Source organism: Streptomyces sp. NPDC088261 (assembly GCF_044740805.1).
Taxonomy (GTDB): domain Bacteria; phylum Actinomycetota; class Actinomycetes; order Streptomycetales; family Streptomycetaceae; genus Streptomyces.
This window is the reverse complement of sequence record NZ_JBIURL010000003.1, coordinates 132,028-150,294: the sequence shown is the minus strand read 5'-3', so window position 1 is coordinate 150,294 and position 18,267 is coordinate 132,028. Positions and strand designations below refer to the sequence as shown.

General features: G+C 73.8%; 13 protein-coding genes and 2 pseudogenes. 7 read left to right on the top strand and 8 right to left on the bottom strand.

The genetic code is table 11. From position 1 onward, the window contains the following. Positions 1–274 precede the first annotated feature (274 nt). From ACIODU_RS07855 to ACIODU_RS07840, 4 genes are all read left to right on the top strand, one after another. A complete protein-coding gene (locus tag ACIODU_RS07855) occupies positions 275–1,243 on the top strand; it encodes an ornithine cyclodeaminase family protein (protein ID WP_401765178.1) in 969 nt (322 codons plus the stop codon). A 109-nt stretch (positions 1,244–1,352) separates the two neighbouring features. Next, on the top strand, positions 1,353–2,330 hold the full coding sequence (locus ACIODU_RS07850; protein WP_401765175.1) for a diiron oxygenase: 978 nt from the start codon (positions 1,353–1,355) through the stop codon (positions 2,328–2,330). A 48-nt stretch (positions 2,331–2,378) separates the two neighbouring features. After that, positions 2,379–2,663: a hypothetical protein gene (locus ACIODU_RS07845; protein WP_401765172.1), complete on the top strand. Its 285-nt coding sequence runs from the start codon at positions 2,379–2,381 to the stop codon at positions 2,661–2,663. 1,621 nt (positions 2,664–4,284) lie between these two features. Further along, positions 4,285–5,832, top strand: a complete 1,548-nt coding sequence (locus tag ACIODU_RS07840; RefSeq protein WP_401765170.1) for an NlpC/P60 family protein — start codon at positions 4,285–4,287, stop codon at positions 5,830–5,832. Positions 5,833–6,024: 192 nt separating this feature from the next. Here ACIODU_RS07840 and ACIODU_RS07835 read toward each other — a convergent pair. The 7 genes and pseudogenes from ACIODU_RS07835 to ACIODU_RS07805 form a co-directional block, all read right to left on the bottom strand. Further along, a pseudogene (locus ACIODU_RS07835) lies at positions 6,025–6,324 on the bottom strand (indole oxygenase); the annotation flags it as partial. A gap of 430 nt (positions 6,325–6,754) precedes the next feature. Next, positions 6,755–6,943: pseudogene (locus ACIODU_RS07830) on the bottom strand (acyl-CoA dehydrogenase family protein); the annotation flags it as partial. Positions 6,944–7,048: 105 nt separating this feature from the next. Further along, positions 7,049–8,311, bottom strand: coding sequence for a styrene monooxygenase/indole monooxygenase family protein (locus ACIODU_RS07825; RefSeq protein WP_356426614.1), 1,263 nt, complete (start codon positions 8,309–8,311; stop codon positions 7,049–7,051). Positions 8,312–8,316: 5 nt separating this feature from the next. Beyond that, positions 8,317–8,910 carry an ATP/GTP-binding protein gene (locus tag ACIODU_RS07820; RefSeq protein WP_327238532.1) on the bottom strand — a complete coding sequence of 198 codons (594 nt, stop codon included), beginning with the start codon at positions 8,908–8,910 and terminating at the stop codon, positions 8,317–8,319. A gap of 277 nt (positions 8,911–9,187) precedes the next feature. After that, entirely contained in the window at positions 9,188–9,691 is a 504-nt protein-coding gene (locus ACIODU_RS07815; protein ID WP_401765166.1) for a DUF742 domain-containing protein, read from the bottom strand. Continuing rightward, positions 9,688–10,170 (bottom strand): roadblock/LC7 domain-containing protein, encoded by a 483-nt coding sequence (locus tag ACIODU_RS07810; protein WP_356426619.1) that lies wholly within the window; start codon positions 10,168–10,170, stop codon positions 9,688–9,690. The genes ACIODU_RS07815 and ACIODU_RS07810 overlap by 4 nt, the downstream gene beginning before the upstream one ends. Further along, positions 10,167–14,684: a nitrate- and nitrite sensing domain-containing protein gene (locus ACIODU_RS07805; protein ID WP_401765163.1), complete on the bottom strand. Its 4,518-nt coding sequence runs from the start codon at positions 14,682–14,684 to the stop codon at positions 10,167–10,169. The genes ACIODU_RS07810 and ACIODU_RS07805 overlap by 4 nt, the downstream gene beginning before the upstream one ends. A 328-nt stretch (positions 14,685–15,012) precedes the next feature. Here ACIODU_RS07805 and ACIODU_RS07800 point away from each other — a divergent pair, with 328 nt between their 5' ends. Continuing rightward, positions 15,013–15,804: a hypothetical protein gene (locus ACIODU_RS07800; protein ID WP_401765160.1), complete on the top strand. Its 792-nt coding sequence runs from the start codon at positions 15,013–15,015 to the stop codon at positions 15,802–15,804. A 52-nt stretch (positions 15,805–15,856) separates the two neighbouring features. On the opposite strand, the gene ACIODU_RS07795 is transcribed toward ACIODU_RS07800, so the two are convergent. Continuing rightward, positions 15,857–16,345: a MarR family winged helix-turn-helix transcriptional regulator gene (locus ACIODU_RS07795; protein ID WP_401765158.1), complete on the bottom strand. Its 489-nt coding sequence runs from the start codon at positions 16,343–16,345 to the stop codon at positions 15,857–15,859. A gap of 242 nt (positions 16,346–16,587) precedes the next feature. Here ACIODU_RS07795 and ACIODU_RS07790 point away from each other — a divergent pair, with 242 nt between their 5' ends. Together ACIODU_RS07790 and ACIODU_RS07785 are read left to right on the top strand one after the other, a co-directional pair. Further along, positions 16,588–17,433, top strand: a complete 846-nt coding sequence (locus ACIODU_RS07790) for a lysozyme (protein ID WP_401765155.1) — start codon at positions 16,588–16,590, stop codon at positions 17,431–17,433. Between the two features lie 237 nt (positions 17,434–17,670). Next, positions 17,671–18,213 (top strand): GntR family transcriptional regulator, encoded by a 543-nt coding sequence (locus tag ACIODU_RS07785; RefSeq protein WP_401765152.1) that lies wholly within the window; start codon positions 17,671–17,673, stop codon positions 18,211–18,213. The last annotated feature ends 54 nt before the right edge of the window (positions 18,214–18,267 follow it).

The window sequence follows — 18,267 nt, the reverse complement described above, 5'->3', positions numbered from 1 at the left end:
GGGAACGGCGGGAGCGGGGAGGCGCCGGGAGCGGGGGAAGTGGCGGAGGAGGTGCGTGCCGTGCCCGTACCCCCGGGCCGGGTCGGCGTCGGTCCATCGTTCGTGTTCCCGGTCCGGGCGTACATCCGTTTTGGCGGCAGCCGTTTGGGCGGTGACCGTTTTGTCAGTGGCCCATGCCATGCTGATGAGCACTGGCTGATCACCCCAGGCCGATCAGCGGCGATCGGTGGTGCCTGCCCCAGGTGCCCGGCCGTGAAAGGTGCGTGCCCCTTCCATGTCCCCGGATCCCGTGTCCTCCCGTCCCGCGTCCCCGCTCCTCTTCGACGACGAGGACGTGCGCGCCCTCGACGCGGCCACGGCCGTGGGTGCCGTACGGGCCGCTCTCCTCGCCCACCACTCCGGCGCCCTGCACGCGCCCCCGCGCCTGAACGCCGACCTCGGCGACGGGGCCGGGCTGGTCGTCACGGCCGGACGCCTCCGCTCAGGCACGGGTACGGGTACGGGTACGGGTACGGGAGGGCTGTACGGCTTCCGGGCGTACGACACCGTCGTCGGCGCCGAGCAGCTCGTGGCCGTGTGGGACGGCGCCGACGGCCGGTTGAGGGCGCTGGTGCACGGCTCGGAGCTGGGGCCCCGGCGGACCGGCGCCATCGGGGCGCTGGCCGTGGACGCGGCGGCCAACCCGGGGCCCGTCCGGCTGGGGATCGTCGGGGCGGGCCGGCAGGCGTGGACGCAGCTCTGGGCGCTCGGCGCGGTCCGGCCGCTGGAGGACGTCGTGGTGGCGGCCCGCAGCGCGGAGCGCACCGCCGCCTTCGCGCGCCGCGCGGCGGACGAACTGGGCGTCCGCGTCAGGGCGGTGGGCGCGGTGGAGGACGCCGTACGGGAACGGGACGTGGTGATCGTGGCCACCAACAGCACCACCCCCGTCCTGGACACGGACTGGATCGCCCCGGGGACACACGTCAGCACGCTCGGCCCCAAGACCGCCTCCGGGCACGAGGTGCCCGCCGCGCTGGTGTCCCGGGCCGACGTGGTCTTCACCGACTCCCGTGCCCAGGCGGCCGGTTACACCGAGCCCCACCTCTTCGCGCCCGAGCGCATGGTGGAGCTGGGGGCCGTACTGGCGGGCGCGGCGCCGTGCCGTACCGCTCCCGGACAGATCACGGTGTTCTGCTCGGTGGGACTGGCGGGCACGGAGGTGGCGCTGGCAGCGGCGCTGCTCCCGGGGGAGGACGCGGCCTGACGCCCCAACTCGGCCCGGAACCGGCGTCACCGGGGGATTGACGCCCCTACTGACAAGTAGTCTCATAAGGAGTGACCGCCGGTAACCCAGCGATGAGGTGCTCCCGCCCATGCCCCGAGCCACTGTTCCGACGCCCGTCCCCTCCCCGTCGTCCGCTCCCGCCACCGAGCGGGACGTGGAGATCCTCCGTGACGCGCTCGGCCCGCTCAGGGACCGGGAGCAGGTCGCCGCGCGGCTCCTCGAAGCGTCCGCCAAGCACTCGTTCGACCCCGACGAGGAGTTGGACTGGGACGCGCCGGCCGAGAGCGGCAAGTGGTTCTGGCCGCCGGAGCTGGTCTCCCTCTACGACACCCCGCTCTGGCGGAGGATGTCCGAGGAGCAGCGGATGGACCTGGCGAGGCACGAGGCGGCCTCGCTCGCCTCGCTCGGCATCTGGTTCGAGATCATCCTCATGCAGCTGCTGGTCCGGCACATCTACGACAAGCCCGTGACCAGCAACCACGTCCGGTACGCCCTCACGGAGATAGCGGACGAGTGCCGGCACTCGATGATGTTCGCGAAGATGATCGACAAGGGCGGCACGCCGTCGTACCCGGTGCCGAGGATCTACCACAACATGGCGCGCGTCCTGAAGACGGTGTCCACGACACCCGGTTCCTTCGCCGCGACGCTGCTCGGCGAGGAGATCCTGGACTGGATGCAGAGGTTGACGTTCCCCGACGAGCGGGTCCAGCCGCTGGTACGGGGCGTGACGCGCATCCATGTGGTGGAGGAGGCGCGGCATGTCCGTTACGCGCGCGAGGAGTTGAGGCGCCAGATGGTGACGGCGCCCCGGTGGGAGCAGGAGCTCACCCGCCTCAGCTGCGGCCAGGCCGCGCGTGTCTTCTCGGTCTGCTTCGTCAATCCGAGCGTGTACGACCACGTCGGACTCGACCGGCGGGAGGCCGTCACCCAGGTCCGCCTGAGCGGCCACCGGCGGGAGGTGATGCAGTCGGGGGCGCGGCGGCTGACGGACTTCCTGGACGACATCGGGGTGCTGCGCGGGGCGGGCCGCAGGATGTGGAAGGCGTCGGGCCTGCTGGCCTGACGGGGGCGCGTCCGCGAGGTGACGCCCGGCCTGCGCGAGGATAGGAGGGTGAGAACCGAAGACACCCCCTTCACGGGCGGCCCGCTGGACGGGCGCGTCCTGCCGATCCTGACCGGACCGGCGGGCAACCCGCCCAAGTGGTACGAGGTCCCGGTCCCGGACGCGGAGGGGGGCCCGCCCACGGTCCTGACGTACCGCCGCGAACCGGCCGGCCACACGAAGCGGCTCGGGATCCAGCGGGGCTGGAAGTACGTGTACGCCCCCGAGGGCCGCGCCCCCGGCGAAGGCGGCCGCCCGCGCTGGCCCTGGTCGAAACCGAACCGCACCGACTGACGGGGGACGGCGCGCCGGGGGCGCGGGGGCGCCGGGGGCGCCGGATTGTCCCGCCCAGGGTGATGTTCTTGCGCCGAACCGCCCAATGGTGCGATAGCCACACCAGTAGCACCGCTCCCTCCCCCCATCATCGTCGGGTACCGGACGATCCGCATCCGCAAAGGGAGGTGAGGGAGTGTCAGCAAAAACGCTGCGATCCGTCTGCACCACGGCGCTGATCACCGCCACGGCTCTCACGATGGTCCCGCTGTCCCCCACGACGACGATCCTGGGACTCGCCGGGTGGGGCGCGGCGGAGTCCAGCCGGGGGGAGTGGGGGCCGGTGGGCCGAGACCCGGGCGCGTCGAGCCCGGTGGGCCGGGGCGCGGATGCGTCGGGCCCGGTGGGCCCAGGCCCGGATGCGTCGGGCCCGGTGGGCCGGGGCCCGGATGCGTCCGGCTCGGTGGGCCCAGGCGCGGATGCGTCCGGCTCGGTGGGCCCAGGCGCGGATGCGTCGGGCCCGGTGGGCCGGGGCACCCGGGGGTCCAACCCGAGCAAGTCCCCCCAGAGCGGGTCAGGCCCGCAGGGCCGAGGCCCAAGTACGTCCGGCCCGACAGGCCGAGGCCCGGATACGTCCGGCCCGGCAGGCCAGGACCCGAATGCGTCCAACCCCGTGAGCCCGGGCACGCGGGCGCCCAGCCGGAGTGAGTCGGGCCCGCGGGGCCAGGACCCGGACGCGTCCGGCCCGGCAGGCCGGGGCCCGGATACGTCCAGCCCGCCGGGCCCACGCACGCGGGCGCCCAGCCCGAGCAAGTCCCCCCAGAGCGGGTCAGGCCCGCAGGGCCGAGGACCGGATGCGTCCAACCTTGTGAGCCCAGGCACGCGGGCTCACAGCCCGAGCAAGTCCACCCGGAGTGCGTCGGGCCCGCAGGGCCGGAGCCCGGGTGCGTCGGGCCTGGTAGGCCACGGCCCGGATGCGTCCGACCCGGTAGACCTGGGCCCGGATGCGTCGGGCCCGAGCACGGCCCGCCGGCGTGTGTCCAACCCCAGCAAGTCCACCCGGAGTGCGTCGGGCCCGCAGGGCCGGAGCCCGGGTGCGTCGGGCCTGGTAGGCCACGGCCCGGATGCGTCCGACCCAGTAGGCCTGGGCCCGGATGCGTCGGGCCCGAGCACGGCCCGCCGGCGTGTGTCCAACCCCAGCAAGTACACCCGGAGCGGGTCGGGCCCGCAGGGCCGGGGACCGGGTGGGTTGGGCTCGCGCATCCAGGGCGCGCGTGCGTTCGGCCCAGTGGACCAGGGGACGGTGGAGTCCAGCCCACGTAGGGCCAGCCGGAGTGAGTCAAACCCGCAGGGACGCGGGCTGGGTAGGTCGGTCCTGGTGGGGCAGGGCACGCCTGGCGCGCCTGCGGCCAGCCCGATGGGCCCAGGTGCCTCCGGCACGCGGGGCCGGGCTCCGGGTGGGTCGGCGCCAGTGGGCCCGGGGCGGGGCGAGTCCGCCCCGGTGGGCCCGGGCCCGGCGGAATCCGCCCCGGGCGGCCCGATCGCATCGGAAGGCCGCCCGGGGGACGCGGGCGGCGGTCCCGGCGGAACGTCTCCGGGCGCGCCCGGCCCCGGCGCCGCCGGCCCCGGTGGTATCGCCGGGATGCTCATCAAGCTTCAGCGGCTGTACCAGGAGACTGAGGAGGCCGGTGAGGCCTTCAATGCCACCGACGTGGAGCTGGCGCGGCTGCGCGCCGAGGCCCGGCGCCTCACCAGCGGGCTCGACCGGGCCCGTACCGCGCTCGCCCTCAGCCGCGACGACGCCGGCCGGCTGGCCCGTGAGCAGTACCAGGGCCGGTCCGGGCTCTCCGGCTACGCGCGGTTCCTCCTCGCCCGCGACCCCCAATCCGCCCTGAACGAGGGCCACCTCATGAAACGCGCCGCGCGCGGCCGCGCCGAGACCCTCGCGCGGCTGACCGGCGGCGAGCGGCGAGCGAACGCCCTGGCGGACGCCGCGCGCCGGGCCCTCCGCCGCCAACAGGTGCTCGCCGCACGGCAGAAGAAGCAGCGCGACACCGTACGGGCCCGGCTCGGCGAGGTCGAGAAGCTGCTCGCCTCCCTCACCCCCGCCCAACTCGCGGCGCTGGCCGCCCTGGAAAAGGCCGCCACGGACAAGGCCCAACGGGAACTGATCACCTCGGGCGCCCTCGGAGACGTACCGAGCACAAGCCCGGAGACCGACCCGGCGGACTCGGGGACGGAAGACGCTTCGAACGGAGCGCAAGGGCCCCACTGGTCAGCAGGCCCGAACGGTCCTCGGTGGCTCGGCTCCGCAGAAGCGGTCGACTCAACGAGACTGGCCGACCCGGCAGGCGTGCCCGGCCCGGCGTGGCCCGCCGGCCCGGCAGAATCGGGCGGCGCGGCAGCAACCTCGGTCCCGAGGCGTGTGGTTGGTCCCGGCGGGTCGTATCGCCCGGCCGGACCCGACGGCCCAAGCCGACGGGTCGGACCCATCGGATCGGCCGACTCGACGCAGTCGTACCGCCCTGCCGGAGCCAACAGGCCAAGTCGTCGCCCGGCCGGACCCAACGGCCCACGCCGGCCGTTCGGACCCACCGCCTCGGCCGACCCGGCGCGGTCGTACCGCCCTCCGCGAGCCGACGGGCCGAGCCCGGCGGGCGGCTCGGGCAGGGCGGGCGGTCAGGTGGGGGCCGGGGTGCGTGGCGGAGTCGTGCGGGTCGCGCGATCCGCTCCCTCCGTTCGAGGTCGTGACGCGGTCGCGTACGCCGCCGCGCAGATCGGGAGGCCGTACCAGTGGGGTGCCGAGGGACCGGCGTCCTTCGACTGTTCCGGGCTGACCTCCGAGGCCTGGGCGCGCGCCGGGGTCACCGTCCCGCGCACCAGCCAGCAGCAGTGGCGCGACCTCCCCCGCGTGCCGCTGGACCGGCTGCGCCCCGGTGACCTGGTCGTCTACTTCCCCAAGGCCACCCACGTGGCGATCTACCTCGGCGACGGCATGGTCATCCAGGCCCCCCGCCCCGGCGCCCGCGTCAAGGTGTCCCCCATCGCGGCGAACCCGCTGCTCGGCGCCGTACGCCCGGATCCCGGGGCCGACCCCATGCCGTCGTACAAGCCACCCGTACTCCCGCCGGACACCGACCCGGCCCCTTCCCACCTCGGCAACGACGCGATCGCCACTCCACACGCCTGAGGCGCCGACACACGGGATCAGTCGAGGCTGAGCAGCAGACGGCTGTACCGCTCCCGGTTGATCTCCGTCGTGAACGCCGGGTGCCGCGACGCCGTCCCGAGGTCCCGAGGTCCCGACGTCCCGAGGTCCCGAGGTCCCGAGGTCCCGCCAGATCCGCTGCACCGGACTCGACAGGTCGAAGCGGCTCGCCCCGCCCACGTCCAGCAGCAGGTCCACCGCCTGGCGGATCTGCCGTGCCGCGAACCCGATGTCCACCCGAAGGCGCGCCTGGACCACCGGAGTCAGCGCCACTCCGGTCCGCGCGGCCCGGTCGATGTCGTCGGCGGCGCGCCCCGCCTGGAGCAGCGCGCTGTCGACGAGCGTCGCCGCGTCCGCGACATTCGCCTGCACGCCCGGGGCGTCGACGGCCCGCGCATGCGGGGTCGCGGCCGACACCACGGGTCGGCCGGCCCTCAGCTTCTCCACGATCTGCTCGTACACCGCCCTGCCCATGCCCAACCGAGCCCCCCTCACCGCGCCCCGCCGATAGGCGCCGGTTGCCGACCTGGCGAAGGACAGGAACCGTTCCTCCGGTACGAATACGTCCTCCGCCACCACATTGTCGCCGCCGGTGCCCCGCATAACCGGTCATGTGCCAGGTGTCCCCCGTGGACAGCTCCGCCGTCGTCATCAGCGCCACACCCCGCTCCGGAACGCCTCCCCGCTCGGTCAGGACGTCGAGACCAATCCAGTCCGCGTGATGCAGATCCGAGGCCCAGCCCCACTGGCCGTCCAGGACAAGGCCGCCGTCCACCGTCCGGACGGGCACGGGCACCCCGATCACCCCGCAGAGCGTCGCGTCAGGATTCCCGGCCCAGATCCGCCGCCGTACCGGATCGCCCAGCAGACCCGCGAAAACGCCGCCGCTGTAGTAGATGGACAGCACCCAGGCCGTCGAGCCGCAGCCCCGGCCCAGTTCCTCCAGGACCGCCAGCAGCGCACGCGTTCCGGCCGCGTGACCTCCGTAGGCGGCGGGCACCGAGAGGCGGAGCAGGCCCGCGTCCCGCAGGGCGGCGATGTTCTCCTCGGGCGGTTTCCGGTCCCGGTCCGCCCTGTCCGCGTTGTCCCGCAGAAGGGGTACGAGGTCTGCCGCGGCGGCTACGAGTACCTGCTCGCCGCTGGTCGGGCGTTGCCGCCCTCATCCGCAGCCGTCCGCCCAAGCCCCGGCCCCGCCCGGTCACGCCCCGGACGGGTCCGCCTTCGCCACCTCCGCCAAGTACCCCTCCGCCTTCTCCTCCTCGTAGAAGAAGTCCTCGAAGTCCGCCGGGTCGTTGAAGCCGTTCGCGATCCGGTCCGCGACCGCCGGATATTCCGCGCCCGCCGCGATCAGGCGCAGGACGTGGTCCCGGGGCGGTTCCAGCATCGTGTTCGTCCACTTGGTGACGTGCCGCGCGCTCTCCCAGAAGCGGTCGAACGCCCCCCGCATCCACGCCTCGTCGAACTCCCGCTCCCCGTGCGCCAGGATCGCGTCCAGGTACACCGCCGCGCACTTCGACGCCGAGTTGGAGCCCTGCCCGGTCACCGGGTCGTTGGCGACGACCACGTCCGCGACGCCCAGGACCAGGCCGCCGCCCGGCAGCCGGCCGACCGGGTCGCGGACGGTCGGGGTGTAGCGCCCGCACAACGTCGCGTTCGCGTCGGTCAGTTCGATCTTCGTCGCCCGCCCGTACTCCCACGGCGTGAACCGCTCCATCAGCTCCAGGATGAGCGAGAGCACGTCCGCCGGGTCCCGTACCCCCTCGAACACGTCCAGCGGCCCGCCCGGCACCCCTTCCCAGAACAGGATGTCCGCGCGCCCGCCGGTGGTGAACGTCGGCATCACGAAGAACTCCCCCACCCCCGGCACGAAGTTGCACCGGACCGCGTCGTCGTCGGGGTGCTCGGGCCGCGGGCCGAGTCCGTGCACGTACGCGACGGCCAGCGCCCTGCGCGGGCTGGTGTACGGCGAACGCGCCGCGTCGCGGCCGAACATGGAGACGATCTCGCCCTTGCCCGCCGAGACCAGGACGAGGTCGTACGTACGCGAGAAGTAGTCCAGGTCGGAGACGGCCGCGCCGTGGATGACCAACTGGCCCCCGCGCCGGGCGAAGGTGTCCATCCAGCCCGCCATCTTCACGCGCTGGTCCACGGATTGGGCGAACGCGTCGAGCCGGCCGAGCCAGTCCACGGGACGGGACAGCTCGGCCGGCGCGGCGGGATCGGCGAGGGAGACACCGAGGCCCATGATCCTGGGCGCCTGCGCCGCCCAGAAGTCCAGCCGGAGATCGCGTTCGTGCTGGAGAGCCGTGTGGAACATGCACTGGGTGGACATCACCCGGCCGGTCCTGATCTCGTCCGCCGTACGGTTCGACATCAGAGTGACCTCGTAGCCGTGCGACTGGAGTCCGAGGGCGAGTTGAAGCCCCGACTGACCGGCCCCGACGATGAGCACCCTCCGCACGGCGGTTACTCCGGTGAGGACGCGAGCGCGTGACGCACCAGGGTGAAGAGCGACTTGACCGCGGTGAGCCGTTCCCGCGCGTCCATGATCAGTATCGGCACGTGCTCCGGTACGGTCAGCGCCTCGCGCACGTCCTCCGGCTCGAAGGGCGGGGTGCCCTCGAAGTGGTTGACGGCCACGATGTACGGCAGCCCGCAGCTCTCGAAGTAGTCCAGCGCCGGGAAGCAGTCGGGCAGGCGCCGCGTGTCGGCCAGGACGACCGCGCCGATCGCGCCCCGTACCAGGTCGTCCCACATGAACCAGAAACGCTGCTGGCCCGGCGTACCGAACAGGTACAGCACCAGGTCGTCGTCGAGCGTGATGCGCCCGTAGTCCATCGCCACGGTCGTGGTGACCTTGTCGGGCGTGTGCGTGACGTCGTCCAGCTCGGCGCCCGCCTGGGTCATGAGCGCCTCGGTCTGGAGCGGCGGGATCTCGGAGACCGACCCGACGAAGGTCGTCTTCCCGACGCCGAACCCGCCCGCGATCACGATCTTCGTGGCGACGGGTGCACGCGTACGGTCCAACTGCCAGGCCCTGGCGTCCTCTTCGGGCACCATGAGGGGCGCGTCGTCGGACGCGTCCACCCGGGGAGGGGTGGCCTTCTTCCTCCCGGGGTCCCGGGTGAAGAGGTCCTGCGCGTCGGCGGTGGCGGGCTGACTGTTGTCCTTGAGCTGGTTGCCGCCCTCGGGCTTGCTGTCGTCCTTGAGCCGGTCACCGCCCCCGGGCTCGCTGTCGTCCTTGAGCCGATTACCGCCCTCGGGCTTGTTGTTGTCCTCGACCTCCCGGTCGGTGGCCTCTTTTCCGGTCGCCCCCTGTTCGGCGACATCGGAGAGGTCAGATACGGCGGAGTCCACTCAGCACCCTTTCCAGCAGCGCTCTGTCGGGCTGGCCGTCGCCGTGCCCTGTCCCGTACACACGAATCTTTCCCTGGTCGGCCAGGTCGCTGAGCAGCACCCTGACCACGCCCAACGGCATCTTGAGCAGCGCCGATATCTCGGCGACCGTACGCATACGGCGGCACAGCTCGACGATCGCCAGCATCTCCGGCATCACGCCGGCGGGCGGCCCGCCGTCGGTCAACTCCTTGCGTTCCTCGGCCGGTTCGATCGCGGCGACGAAGGTCTCCACGAGCAGGACATGGCCGAAGCGGGTGCGGCCGCCGGTGAGCGAGTAGGGCCGGACCCGGGTGGGCCTGCGGTCCGATCCGCGCACCGGCAGCCTGCGGCCGCGATCGCCGCGCGTACCACCCGTACCGCCCGCGCCGCCGCCCGTACCGCCGTCGGCGCCGCCGCCGGTGCTGTCGGCGGTCGCACCGGTGGCACCGTCGGCGGGCGTCATTCGGCCTTCTCCATCGATTTGCGTAGCTCGTCCCGTACTTCGGGTGTCAGTACGTGTCCGGCGCGGCCCACGAACAGTGCCATGTGGTACGCCACCTCGCTCATGTCGCAGTCCGGGGTGGCGTGCACCCCGAGCAGCGAGCCGTCGCTGATCACCATGACGAAGACACTGCCCTCCTCCATGGCGACCATGGTCTGCTTGACCCCGCCGCCGTCCATGAGCTTGGCCGCGCCGATCGTGAGGCTGCCGATGCCGGACACGATGGTGGCCAGATCGGCGCTGGAGCCGCGCGGGCCTCCCCGGGTCACGGGGGTGGCCGCCTCGGCGTTCTGCTCCGGGTCGGAGGAGAGGAGCAGCAGTCCGTCGGACGAGACGACGGCGACCGATCGCGCTCCTGGTACCTCCTCGACCAGATTGCTCAACAGCCAGTGCAGGTTACGGGCTTCGCTGCTCAGTCCGAATGTGCCGGTCGCAGTCAACTGCGTGCCTCCTCGACTGTCTCCCCCGTCTCTTCGGTATGTACCGCCGTCCGCTCCCCGGGCTCTGTCAGCCCCGCGAGCTCGGCCTCGACGTCGCGCCGGCCGTTCTTCGCCCCCTGGTGGAAGCCACCGAGCCTGCGGCGCAGCTCTTCCGCGTCGATGCTCCCGGTCCGCTCCTGGGGGGCGAGGGGAACCGGCGTGACGATCTTGGGGGTCCGCTTGGGCAGGCCCTTGTCGGTGACGCGTTCCCCCCGGGCGGGGGCGGGGGATCCGTCCCCCGTCCGGGGCGGAGTCGCGCCCGGCTGCCGGGGCAGCCGCATCGTGAAGGTGTCCTGGTCGGGGGTACGTTCATGGGCGTCGGGCCCGATCGCGTACGGCCCCGGGGTGACGGGAGCGGGGGCGACGTCGCGTCCGGGCCGGGTACGGGGGCCCTCGGGGGCGCCGGGCTCGTCTCCTCGTACGGGAGCGTCGGACGAGGCCTCACGCGCCGTGGCGGCGGCCCGCAGTGCCGCTGCGGCGGCCTCGGCCGCGTCCACGCCGCCGACCTGACCGCCGGCCGCGCTGCGCGCCTCGGCGGCGGCCCACAGGGCCTCCTCCGCGGCGGCGGCGTCCTCGGCGTTCAGCCGGTCGACGGCGGCGCTCAGAGCGGCGGCGGCGGAGACGTGCTCCTCGTCGGGACCACCCGCGGACGCACCGCGCGCTGCGGCTGCGGCCTCGGCCGCGTCCACTCCTCCGCCGGCCCGAGCGCTCGCGGCGCTCCGCGCTTCGGCGGCGGCCCAGAGGGCTTCCTCCGCGGCGGCGGCAGCGGCGGCGTCCTCGGTGTTCAACCGGCTGAGGGCCTCGCTCAACGCGTCGGTGGCACCGGAGACGGGCACGCCACCCGCAACGGCCCCGCCTTCCTGACCCCGCGCCTCGGCGGCGGCCCACAGGGCCTCCTCGTCAGCGTCCGCGTCCCGGTCGGCCCCGGTGCCCCCGCTCCGGCCGTTCCGCGCCTCGGCGGCAGCCCACAGGGCCTCCTCATCGGCATCCGCGTCCCGACCGGCCCCAGCGTCCCCACCCCGGCCGTTCCGCGCCTCAGCGGCGGCCCAAAGGGCCTCCTCATCGGCATCCGCGTCCCGACCGGTCCCGGCCCCGGCGGCCCCACTCCGCGCACTCCGCGCCTCAGCAGCCGCCCACAACGCTTCCTCGGCATCCGCCGCGTCCACGCCGACGCCGGCCGCGTCCCGACCCTGGCCCCCAACGCCGCCACGCGCCTCCTCGGCAGCGTCCGCCGAGTCCACAGCGTCCCGCCCCGGCGCGACGGCGTCCGCCACGTCCCGAACGGATCCGGCCGCGCCACCGCGGGCTTCCGCAGCCGCCCACAAAGCTTCTTCGGCGACGTCCGCCGACTTCCCACCGCGGCCCCGCCGCGACGGGGCGGTGCCCGCCGCGTCCGAACCCGCATCAGTGTCCCGAGCGCGCGCGGCGGCCCCACTCGGGGCGCCGTCGTCGGCCGCACCCCGAACCGGATCCCCGGTCCCGCCCCGGCCCTCCGCAGCCGCCCACAAGGCTTCCTCGGCAGCCTCGCGCGACTCCCCACCGACGCCCAACCCCCGCGCGGCAGCGTCCGCCGCGTCCGGAGCCGTGTCCAGGCCTGCGTCCGTGTCCCGAGCGCGGGCAGCGGCCCCGCTCCGGGCCCCCGGCGCGTCCACACCGACGGCGTCCGCCGCGTCCTGTACGGGATCCGTGGCCCCGCCACGGCCCTCCGCAGCCGCCCACAACGCTTCCTCGTCGGCCTCCGCCGACTTCCCACCGCCGCGCCGAGGCAGGGCGCTGCCCGCCGCGTCCGGACCCGCGCCCGTGGCCGCGCCTCGGACGCGCGCAGCGCCGTCCGCCGCGTCGGGACCCGTACCGGTACCCCGGGCACGCGCAGCGCCCGCGCCCGCGCCCAAGTCCGCATCGCCGGCCCGGTCGCCGGCATCGCTCCGGGCCCCCGCCACCGTGGCGTCCCCGGCCCCGGCGCGGTCGCCCGCCCCGGCATCGGTGCCCGGCCGCGTACCCGCGCGGCGGCCGGCCCCAGCGCGGGTGTCCGCCCCTGCATCGGTCTCGGCGGAGACCACGCGCAGCGACCCGGTCGCCTCCGCCTTCAGGATCGCCTGTTCCGCCGCCACCACCAGCGGATCCGGTTCCGGTCCCGGTTCCGGTCCCGCTTCCGGATCGCCTCCCGGTTCCGAACGGCCCGGCAGCGCGTTGGAGTTGGACTCCGCCACCGACCCCGGCAGCCGGAAGGTCGGCGCCTTGTCCTTCGGCTCGTCCCCCGGCTTGTCCTTCGTCCGGGGCTCCCGCGGCTCCGCCGCCACCGCCGGGAGCAGGGCCTGCGGCAGTACGACGACCGCCGCCACGCCCCCCTGCTCGTGCTCGCGCAGTTCGACCCGTACGCCATGCCGCGCGGCCAGCAGCCCGGTCACGCGCAGTCCCAGGCCGTCGGCCACCTGGCCGGTGCCCGCCTCCGGCTCCGCCGTCGGGTCGGCGAGGAGCGCGTTCAGCTCCTCCAGCCGCGCCGCCGACAGGCCGACGCCCTGGTCCTCGACGGAGAGCATCACCTCGCCGTTCTCCAACAGCCACCCGGACAGCTCCACTTCGGCGTCCGACGGCGAGAACGACGCCGCGTTCTCCAGCAGTTCGGCCACCAGATGGCTGAGGTCGTCCGCGACGAACCCGGCCACCTGGATGTGCTGCGGCAACTCCTGGATCGTGACCCGCTCGTACCGCTCGATCTCGCTCACGGCCGCACGCAGCACGTCGACGAGCGGCACGGGCCCGGTGGGCGCGTGGGCGTGTTCGTACCCCGCGAGCAGCAGCAGGTTCTCGCTGTGCCGCCGCATGACCGTCGCCAGGTGGTCGACCTTGAAGAGCGTGGCGAGCCGGTCCGGCTCCTGCTCCCGCTCCTCCAGGCCCTCGATGACGGCGAGTTGGCGCTCGACCAGCCCGAGCGTGCGCAGCGACAGGTTGACGAAGGTGTGGTGCACGGTGTGGCGCAGCTGCTGGAGCTGGACGCCGATCTCGGCCGTGGCTTCCTGGAGTTCGGACCGCTGCGCGACGACCTTCTCGCGCGCGCCGATCAAGTCGTCGCGGTCGCTGCCCAGTTGGTCCGTACGGGTGGAGAGGTCGAGCACCTTCCCGTGCAGCGCGTTGAGGGACCGTACGACCTGGGCGAACTCGTCGTTGCGGCCGGTGAACCTGATCGGCTCCTCGGTCTCGGGCGCCCCCGCGACCCGCGCCGCGCCGATCCGCAGGACGGCGAGCGGCCGGGTGAGCGTACGGGCGACGGCCGTGGACACGCCGACGGCGACCAGCAGACAGCCGCCGAGGAGCGCGACCCGCAGCTCCAGGTCGGTGACAGCGTCGTCGCGCAGCGTCTCCAGCCGGGCGACCTGGCTGGAGCCGAGGCCGGACTCGACGCCGCGCATCTGGTCGATCCGGGCGGAGAGCGCGGCACCGACCTTCTCCTGGTCGGCCTGGCGTTCCGACTCGGACAGCTCGGGCCGGTCGGTGAGCTGGGTGAGGAAACCGTCGGCGGCCTTGACGTCCGGGCCGGTGACGGTGGCCGCGAAGGAGTCGCGGGCCTCGGCGCCCGCGGCCTGGTCGAAGTCGGCGAGGGCGCCCAGCTCCCGGACGCGGGACTGCTGGGCGGCCGCGCTGAGGGAGTCGCGGAGCGCGTCGTTCTTCTTGCTGTCGCCGCCGGCGGGCGGTTCGACGGCCAGACCGGTGACCGGGTCGATCTGCGGCTGCGCGCTCTGCGCGCCGGGCACGGCGAGCGCGGCGAGCAGCAGTCCGCGGGTGGCGGAGGCCTGCTCGACGGCGCGGCCGAGGTCGGCGGGCGCGCGGGTGCCGTCGGCGGCCTCGGCCGGGGCCTTCTCGGCCAGCTCGTCGGCGAGGGCCTGGAGCTTCGCGATGACGTCCGAGTACGCGCGGTACGCCTCCAGGGCCGTGCCCTTGCCGGTGAGGGCGGCGCGCCGGAGGGAGGGGACGGTGGCGAGATCGCGGAGGAGGCCGGGGGAGGCCGTCGCGGCGGCGCGGATCTCGTCGATCTGGCGGTCGACACGGGTGCTGCGGGTCGCGGAGACCTCGTGCCCGGTCTTCTTGCCGTCGTCGCCACCCTCGCCCTCGCCCGCCGGCTCACGCCCCGCCGCGATGAACACGACGACCTCGTCGCGCTCGTCCGCGAGGGAGTGGGAGAGGGTCACGGCCTGCTGGTTCAGCTGGGCGAGGGTGACCAGGTTCTGCGCGTCGTTGAGGTCGGCGGAGACCAGGAGGAGGCCGGGAGCGCCGGCCGCGACCACGGTCACGCCCACCACGGCGACGCCGACGACGAGCCGGTTGCGCACCCGCGCCCGGCGTCCGGCGGGCACGCCGGAAGACGCGCCGGCGGCGCCGGTGGGCACGCCGGTGGTCCCGTTCGCTCCAGGGTTCAGGGGGCCGCCCGGAGTCTCACCGCGCGTGACGCCGTTGCCCCGAGGCCGCTTCTTTCGCACCGGTGCTCACATTCTTGTTCTCGTCCGCCCATGAAGCGGAGATGACATCCGGTCAGCGACGAGACATCGGCCGCTCCGCCACCTGAACGAGTCAACATCACAGAGGAGTTGACCAACAACTCTTCCCAGGGGGCGCACTACCGGAACCTGTTACGCCGGGTGGACCTTACGCGCACGCTTTGGCAGGATGCGCGCCCGCAGCTCCCCGGAGGGGTGCCCCAGCACCGAAACACACCGTCTGACCTGGGTGTAAAGGCCACTGACCAACCATGCAGACGGCGTGAAGGACCCATGCGGAAGGGTGCGGGGGTCGTGCAGACTGGCCCCCATGCGCATCGAACTCGTCACCGCCCCCGGCACCGCCGGACGCCCCAATGAGGACTGGACAGCCGTGTCACTGCCCGCGAGCGGCGAGGGCGGTGTGCTGGTGGTCCTGGACGGGGTGACTCCGCCGGCGGGGGGCGACGGTAGTGACGGTTGTGTCCACGGTGTGCCCTGGTTCACCGCCCGGCTGGGCGGCGCACTGGTCGAACTGTCCGGTTCGCGGCGGGATATGACCCTCGACGCGATCCTCTCCGCGGCGATCCTGCGCACGGCGGACGCCCACCGTGACACCTGTGACCTTTCTCACGTACGGACGCCTCAGGCCACGGTCGTCATGGTCCGCTGGGGCACGGACGCGGTGGAGCACCTGGTGCTGTCGGACTCGACCCTGCTGCTGGAGTCGCCGGACGGCGCGGTACGGGCGGTGCTGGACGACCGCCTGGACCGGATCCCCCGGGAGGCGCTGCGCCTGGTCGCGACGGCGGACGCGCTGCGCAACGCGGAGGGCGGCTTCTTCACGGCGGCGGCGGACCCGGCGGTCGCGTCGAGGGCGGTGACGGGCCGGACGCCCGCGGCGGAGGTACGGAGCGCCCTGGCCCTCACGGACGGGGCGGCGCGGTGGGTGGAGATGTTCCGGGAGGGCGGCTGGGCGGACTGCCTCGCGCTGGTGCGCAAGAGCGGCCCGCAGGAGCTGGTGGACCGGGTACGGGCGGCGGAGTCGGCGGATCCGGACGGGGCGGCGTTCCGGCGCTGGAAGACGAGTGACGACGCGACGGTGGCGTACGTGGAGCTGTGAGGTACGTGGAGCTGTGACGTACGCACAGACATCCGCATGACCCCGCTCCCGCCTACACGCGGCTGTTCAGCTGATGAAGGAGCCGGGCCAGCTCGGCGACCTCGGTGCGGTCCCATTCGGCGAGCCGGCGTACGTACATGTCGCGGCGCGCGTCCCGCACCTGGCGGAAGCGGGCCAGGCCCTCGTCGGTGATCCGCACGAGCGAGGCGCGCCCGTCGGCGGGGTCGGGCTCGCGGGTGACGAGGCCCAGCTCCTCCAGGGCGCGCAGCTGGCGGCTCATGGTGGCCTTGCCGACGCCGAAGTACCCGGCGAGGGCGGTGGCGCGCTGGCTGCCGCTCTCCTCCAGCCGTACGAGCAGTCCGTACGCGGCGGGCTCCAGCTCCGGATGGACCTCGCGGGCCATCTCGCCGGAGTTGGCTCTGGCGCGGCGCAGGAAGACGGCCAGCTCGCGCTCCAGCGCGAGGAACTCGTGGTCCACCCCGCCCTCGCCGACCGGGGCCCGGTCGGGCGCCGTACCGCTCGCGTGCACGTCAGCAGCCATCGCGCGCTTTTCCGCTCCTGAAGGTTTGCCTGGCCGGCGGCCGTTGCCGCGGCTTTCCGAACAGTATTTCGCAGGCTCGTAGGAGTGGCGTCAGCGTGCCGCGCCGCGCGCGGGTGGGTGACCGTGCGTAGCGTCGTGCTGCCCGTCCGTATCCCCGTCCGTATCTCCGTCCGCACCCCCTCTCCGCATCCCCCCGCCCAACTCCCCGTCCGGATCACCGGACGCCCCTGGAGGCACCAGCCATGCCCACGCCCGGACCCACGACGACCGGCCGCTTGTTACGGTCCACGGCGGCCACGCTCCTGGCCGTCCCCGCGCTCCTCCTCACGCTCCCGCCGACGGCGACCGCGACGCCCGCCGCCCCCACCCCGGTCCCCCCGGCCAGGGGATCGGCGCACATGGGGATGGGCCTCCTGGCGCACGAGGGCCGGGGCGGCGGCCCGCCCGCGAGCCTGCGGGTGGCACAGACGGAGGGGGTGGACGTCTCCAGCCACCAGAAGGAGGTCGACTGGGCCAAGCTGTGGGACAGCGGGGTGAAGTGGGCCTACGTAAAGGCGACCGAGGGCAGCTACTACAAGAATCCCTACTTCGGCCAGCAGTACGAGGGCTCGTACGCCACCGGAATGATCCGGGGCGCGTACCACTTCGCCGCCCCGGACGACTCCGGCGGCGCCGAGCAGGCGACGTACTTCGTGGACGGCGGCGGGGCGTGGTCGCCCGACGGCAGGACACTGCCCGGGGTCCTGGACATCGAGCGGAACCCGTACGGCGCGGCCTGCTACGGCAAGACGCCGCCCCAACTGGTCTCCTGGATCCGCGACTTCCTCACGACGTACAAGACCCGCACGGGCCGCGCGGCCCTGATCTACACGTCCACGAACTGGTGGCGCGACTGCACGGGCAACTACGCGGGCTTCGGCGCCACGAACCCGCTCTGGATCGCCCGCTACGACAAAACGGTCGGCGAACTCCCGGCGGGCTGGGAGTACCAGACGATCTGGCAGTACACGTCCTCGGGCCCCACGGTAGGAGACCACAACAAGTTCAACGGCCCCCTGTCAGGCGTAAAGTCCCTGGCCACCGGCTGACACCTGCGGGCGCGCCCGGCGGCGGGGCCGCGAAGTCGTCCACGACCTCGGACACCGACTTCACCCCCCGGCCGTCGCAGCTCTCCACCCCGGGAGACCGCACGGCCGGGTGCCCGCAGGGCCGGACACGCGCCGGAGCGCGCGGACTCCCGGGCTCAGGGAGGTGGTTGCCGAAGCGGCAGGGCGCACCATGGTCGGCAACCGCCCTCGCAGGGCCACCAGAAGCAGGAGGACGTCGTGAGCGTCAGCGAGTGGGTCAGTTCCTCATTGCCGTACCTGACTCCCCGGCCCGACGGCCAACAGGACGCCTGGGGTGCGGAGCTGACCGCGCGGGGGCGGCGGGGCAGTCAGCGCGTCGTCCACGCGGGCGAGGTGCCGGCGGCCCCGGACGTGGCCGGCCTGCTGGGGCTCGGCGGAGATGAGACCGTGATCGTGCGCAGGCGGGTGATGTACCTCGAAGACCGGCCCTGCGAGCTGACGGACACCTACTACCCCACCGCCATCGCGCGCGGCACCCGCCTGGCCGGGACGGCCAGGATCCCCGGCGGAGCCGTCACCCTCCTCGCCGAGCTGGGCTATGTGGGCGTCCGCGTCCGCGAGGACGTGACCGCGCGCATGCCCGACGATGAGGAGCTGGCGGCCCTGGACATCCCACCCGGCGAACCCGTGCTGCACCTAACGCGCGTCACCTTCGACGGCGACGACCGGCCCGTCCAGCTCGACTTGATCACCATGCCCGCCCGACTCCAGCGCCTGCGCTACGAGATCCGGATCGGCTGACCATGCCCAGGACCGAGGAAGACACGTACGAACGCCGGTCGCTTCACGAACGGC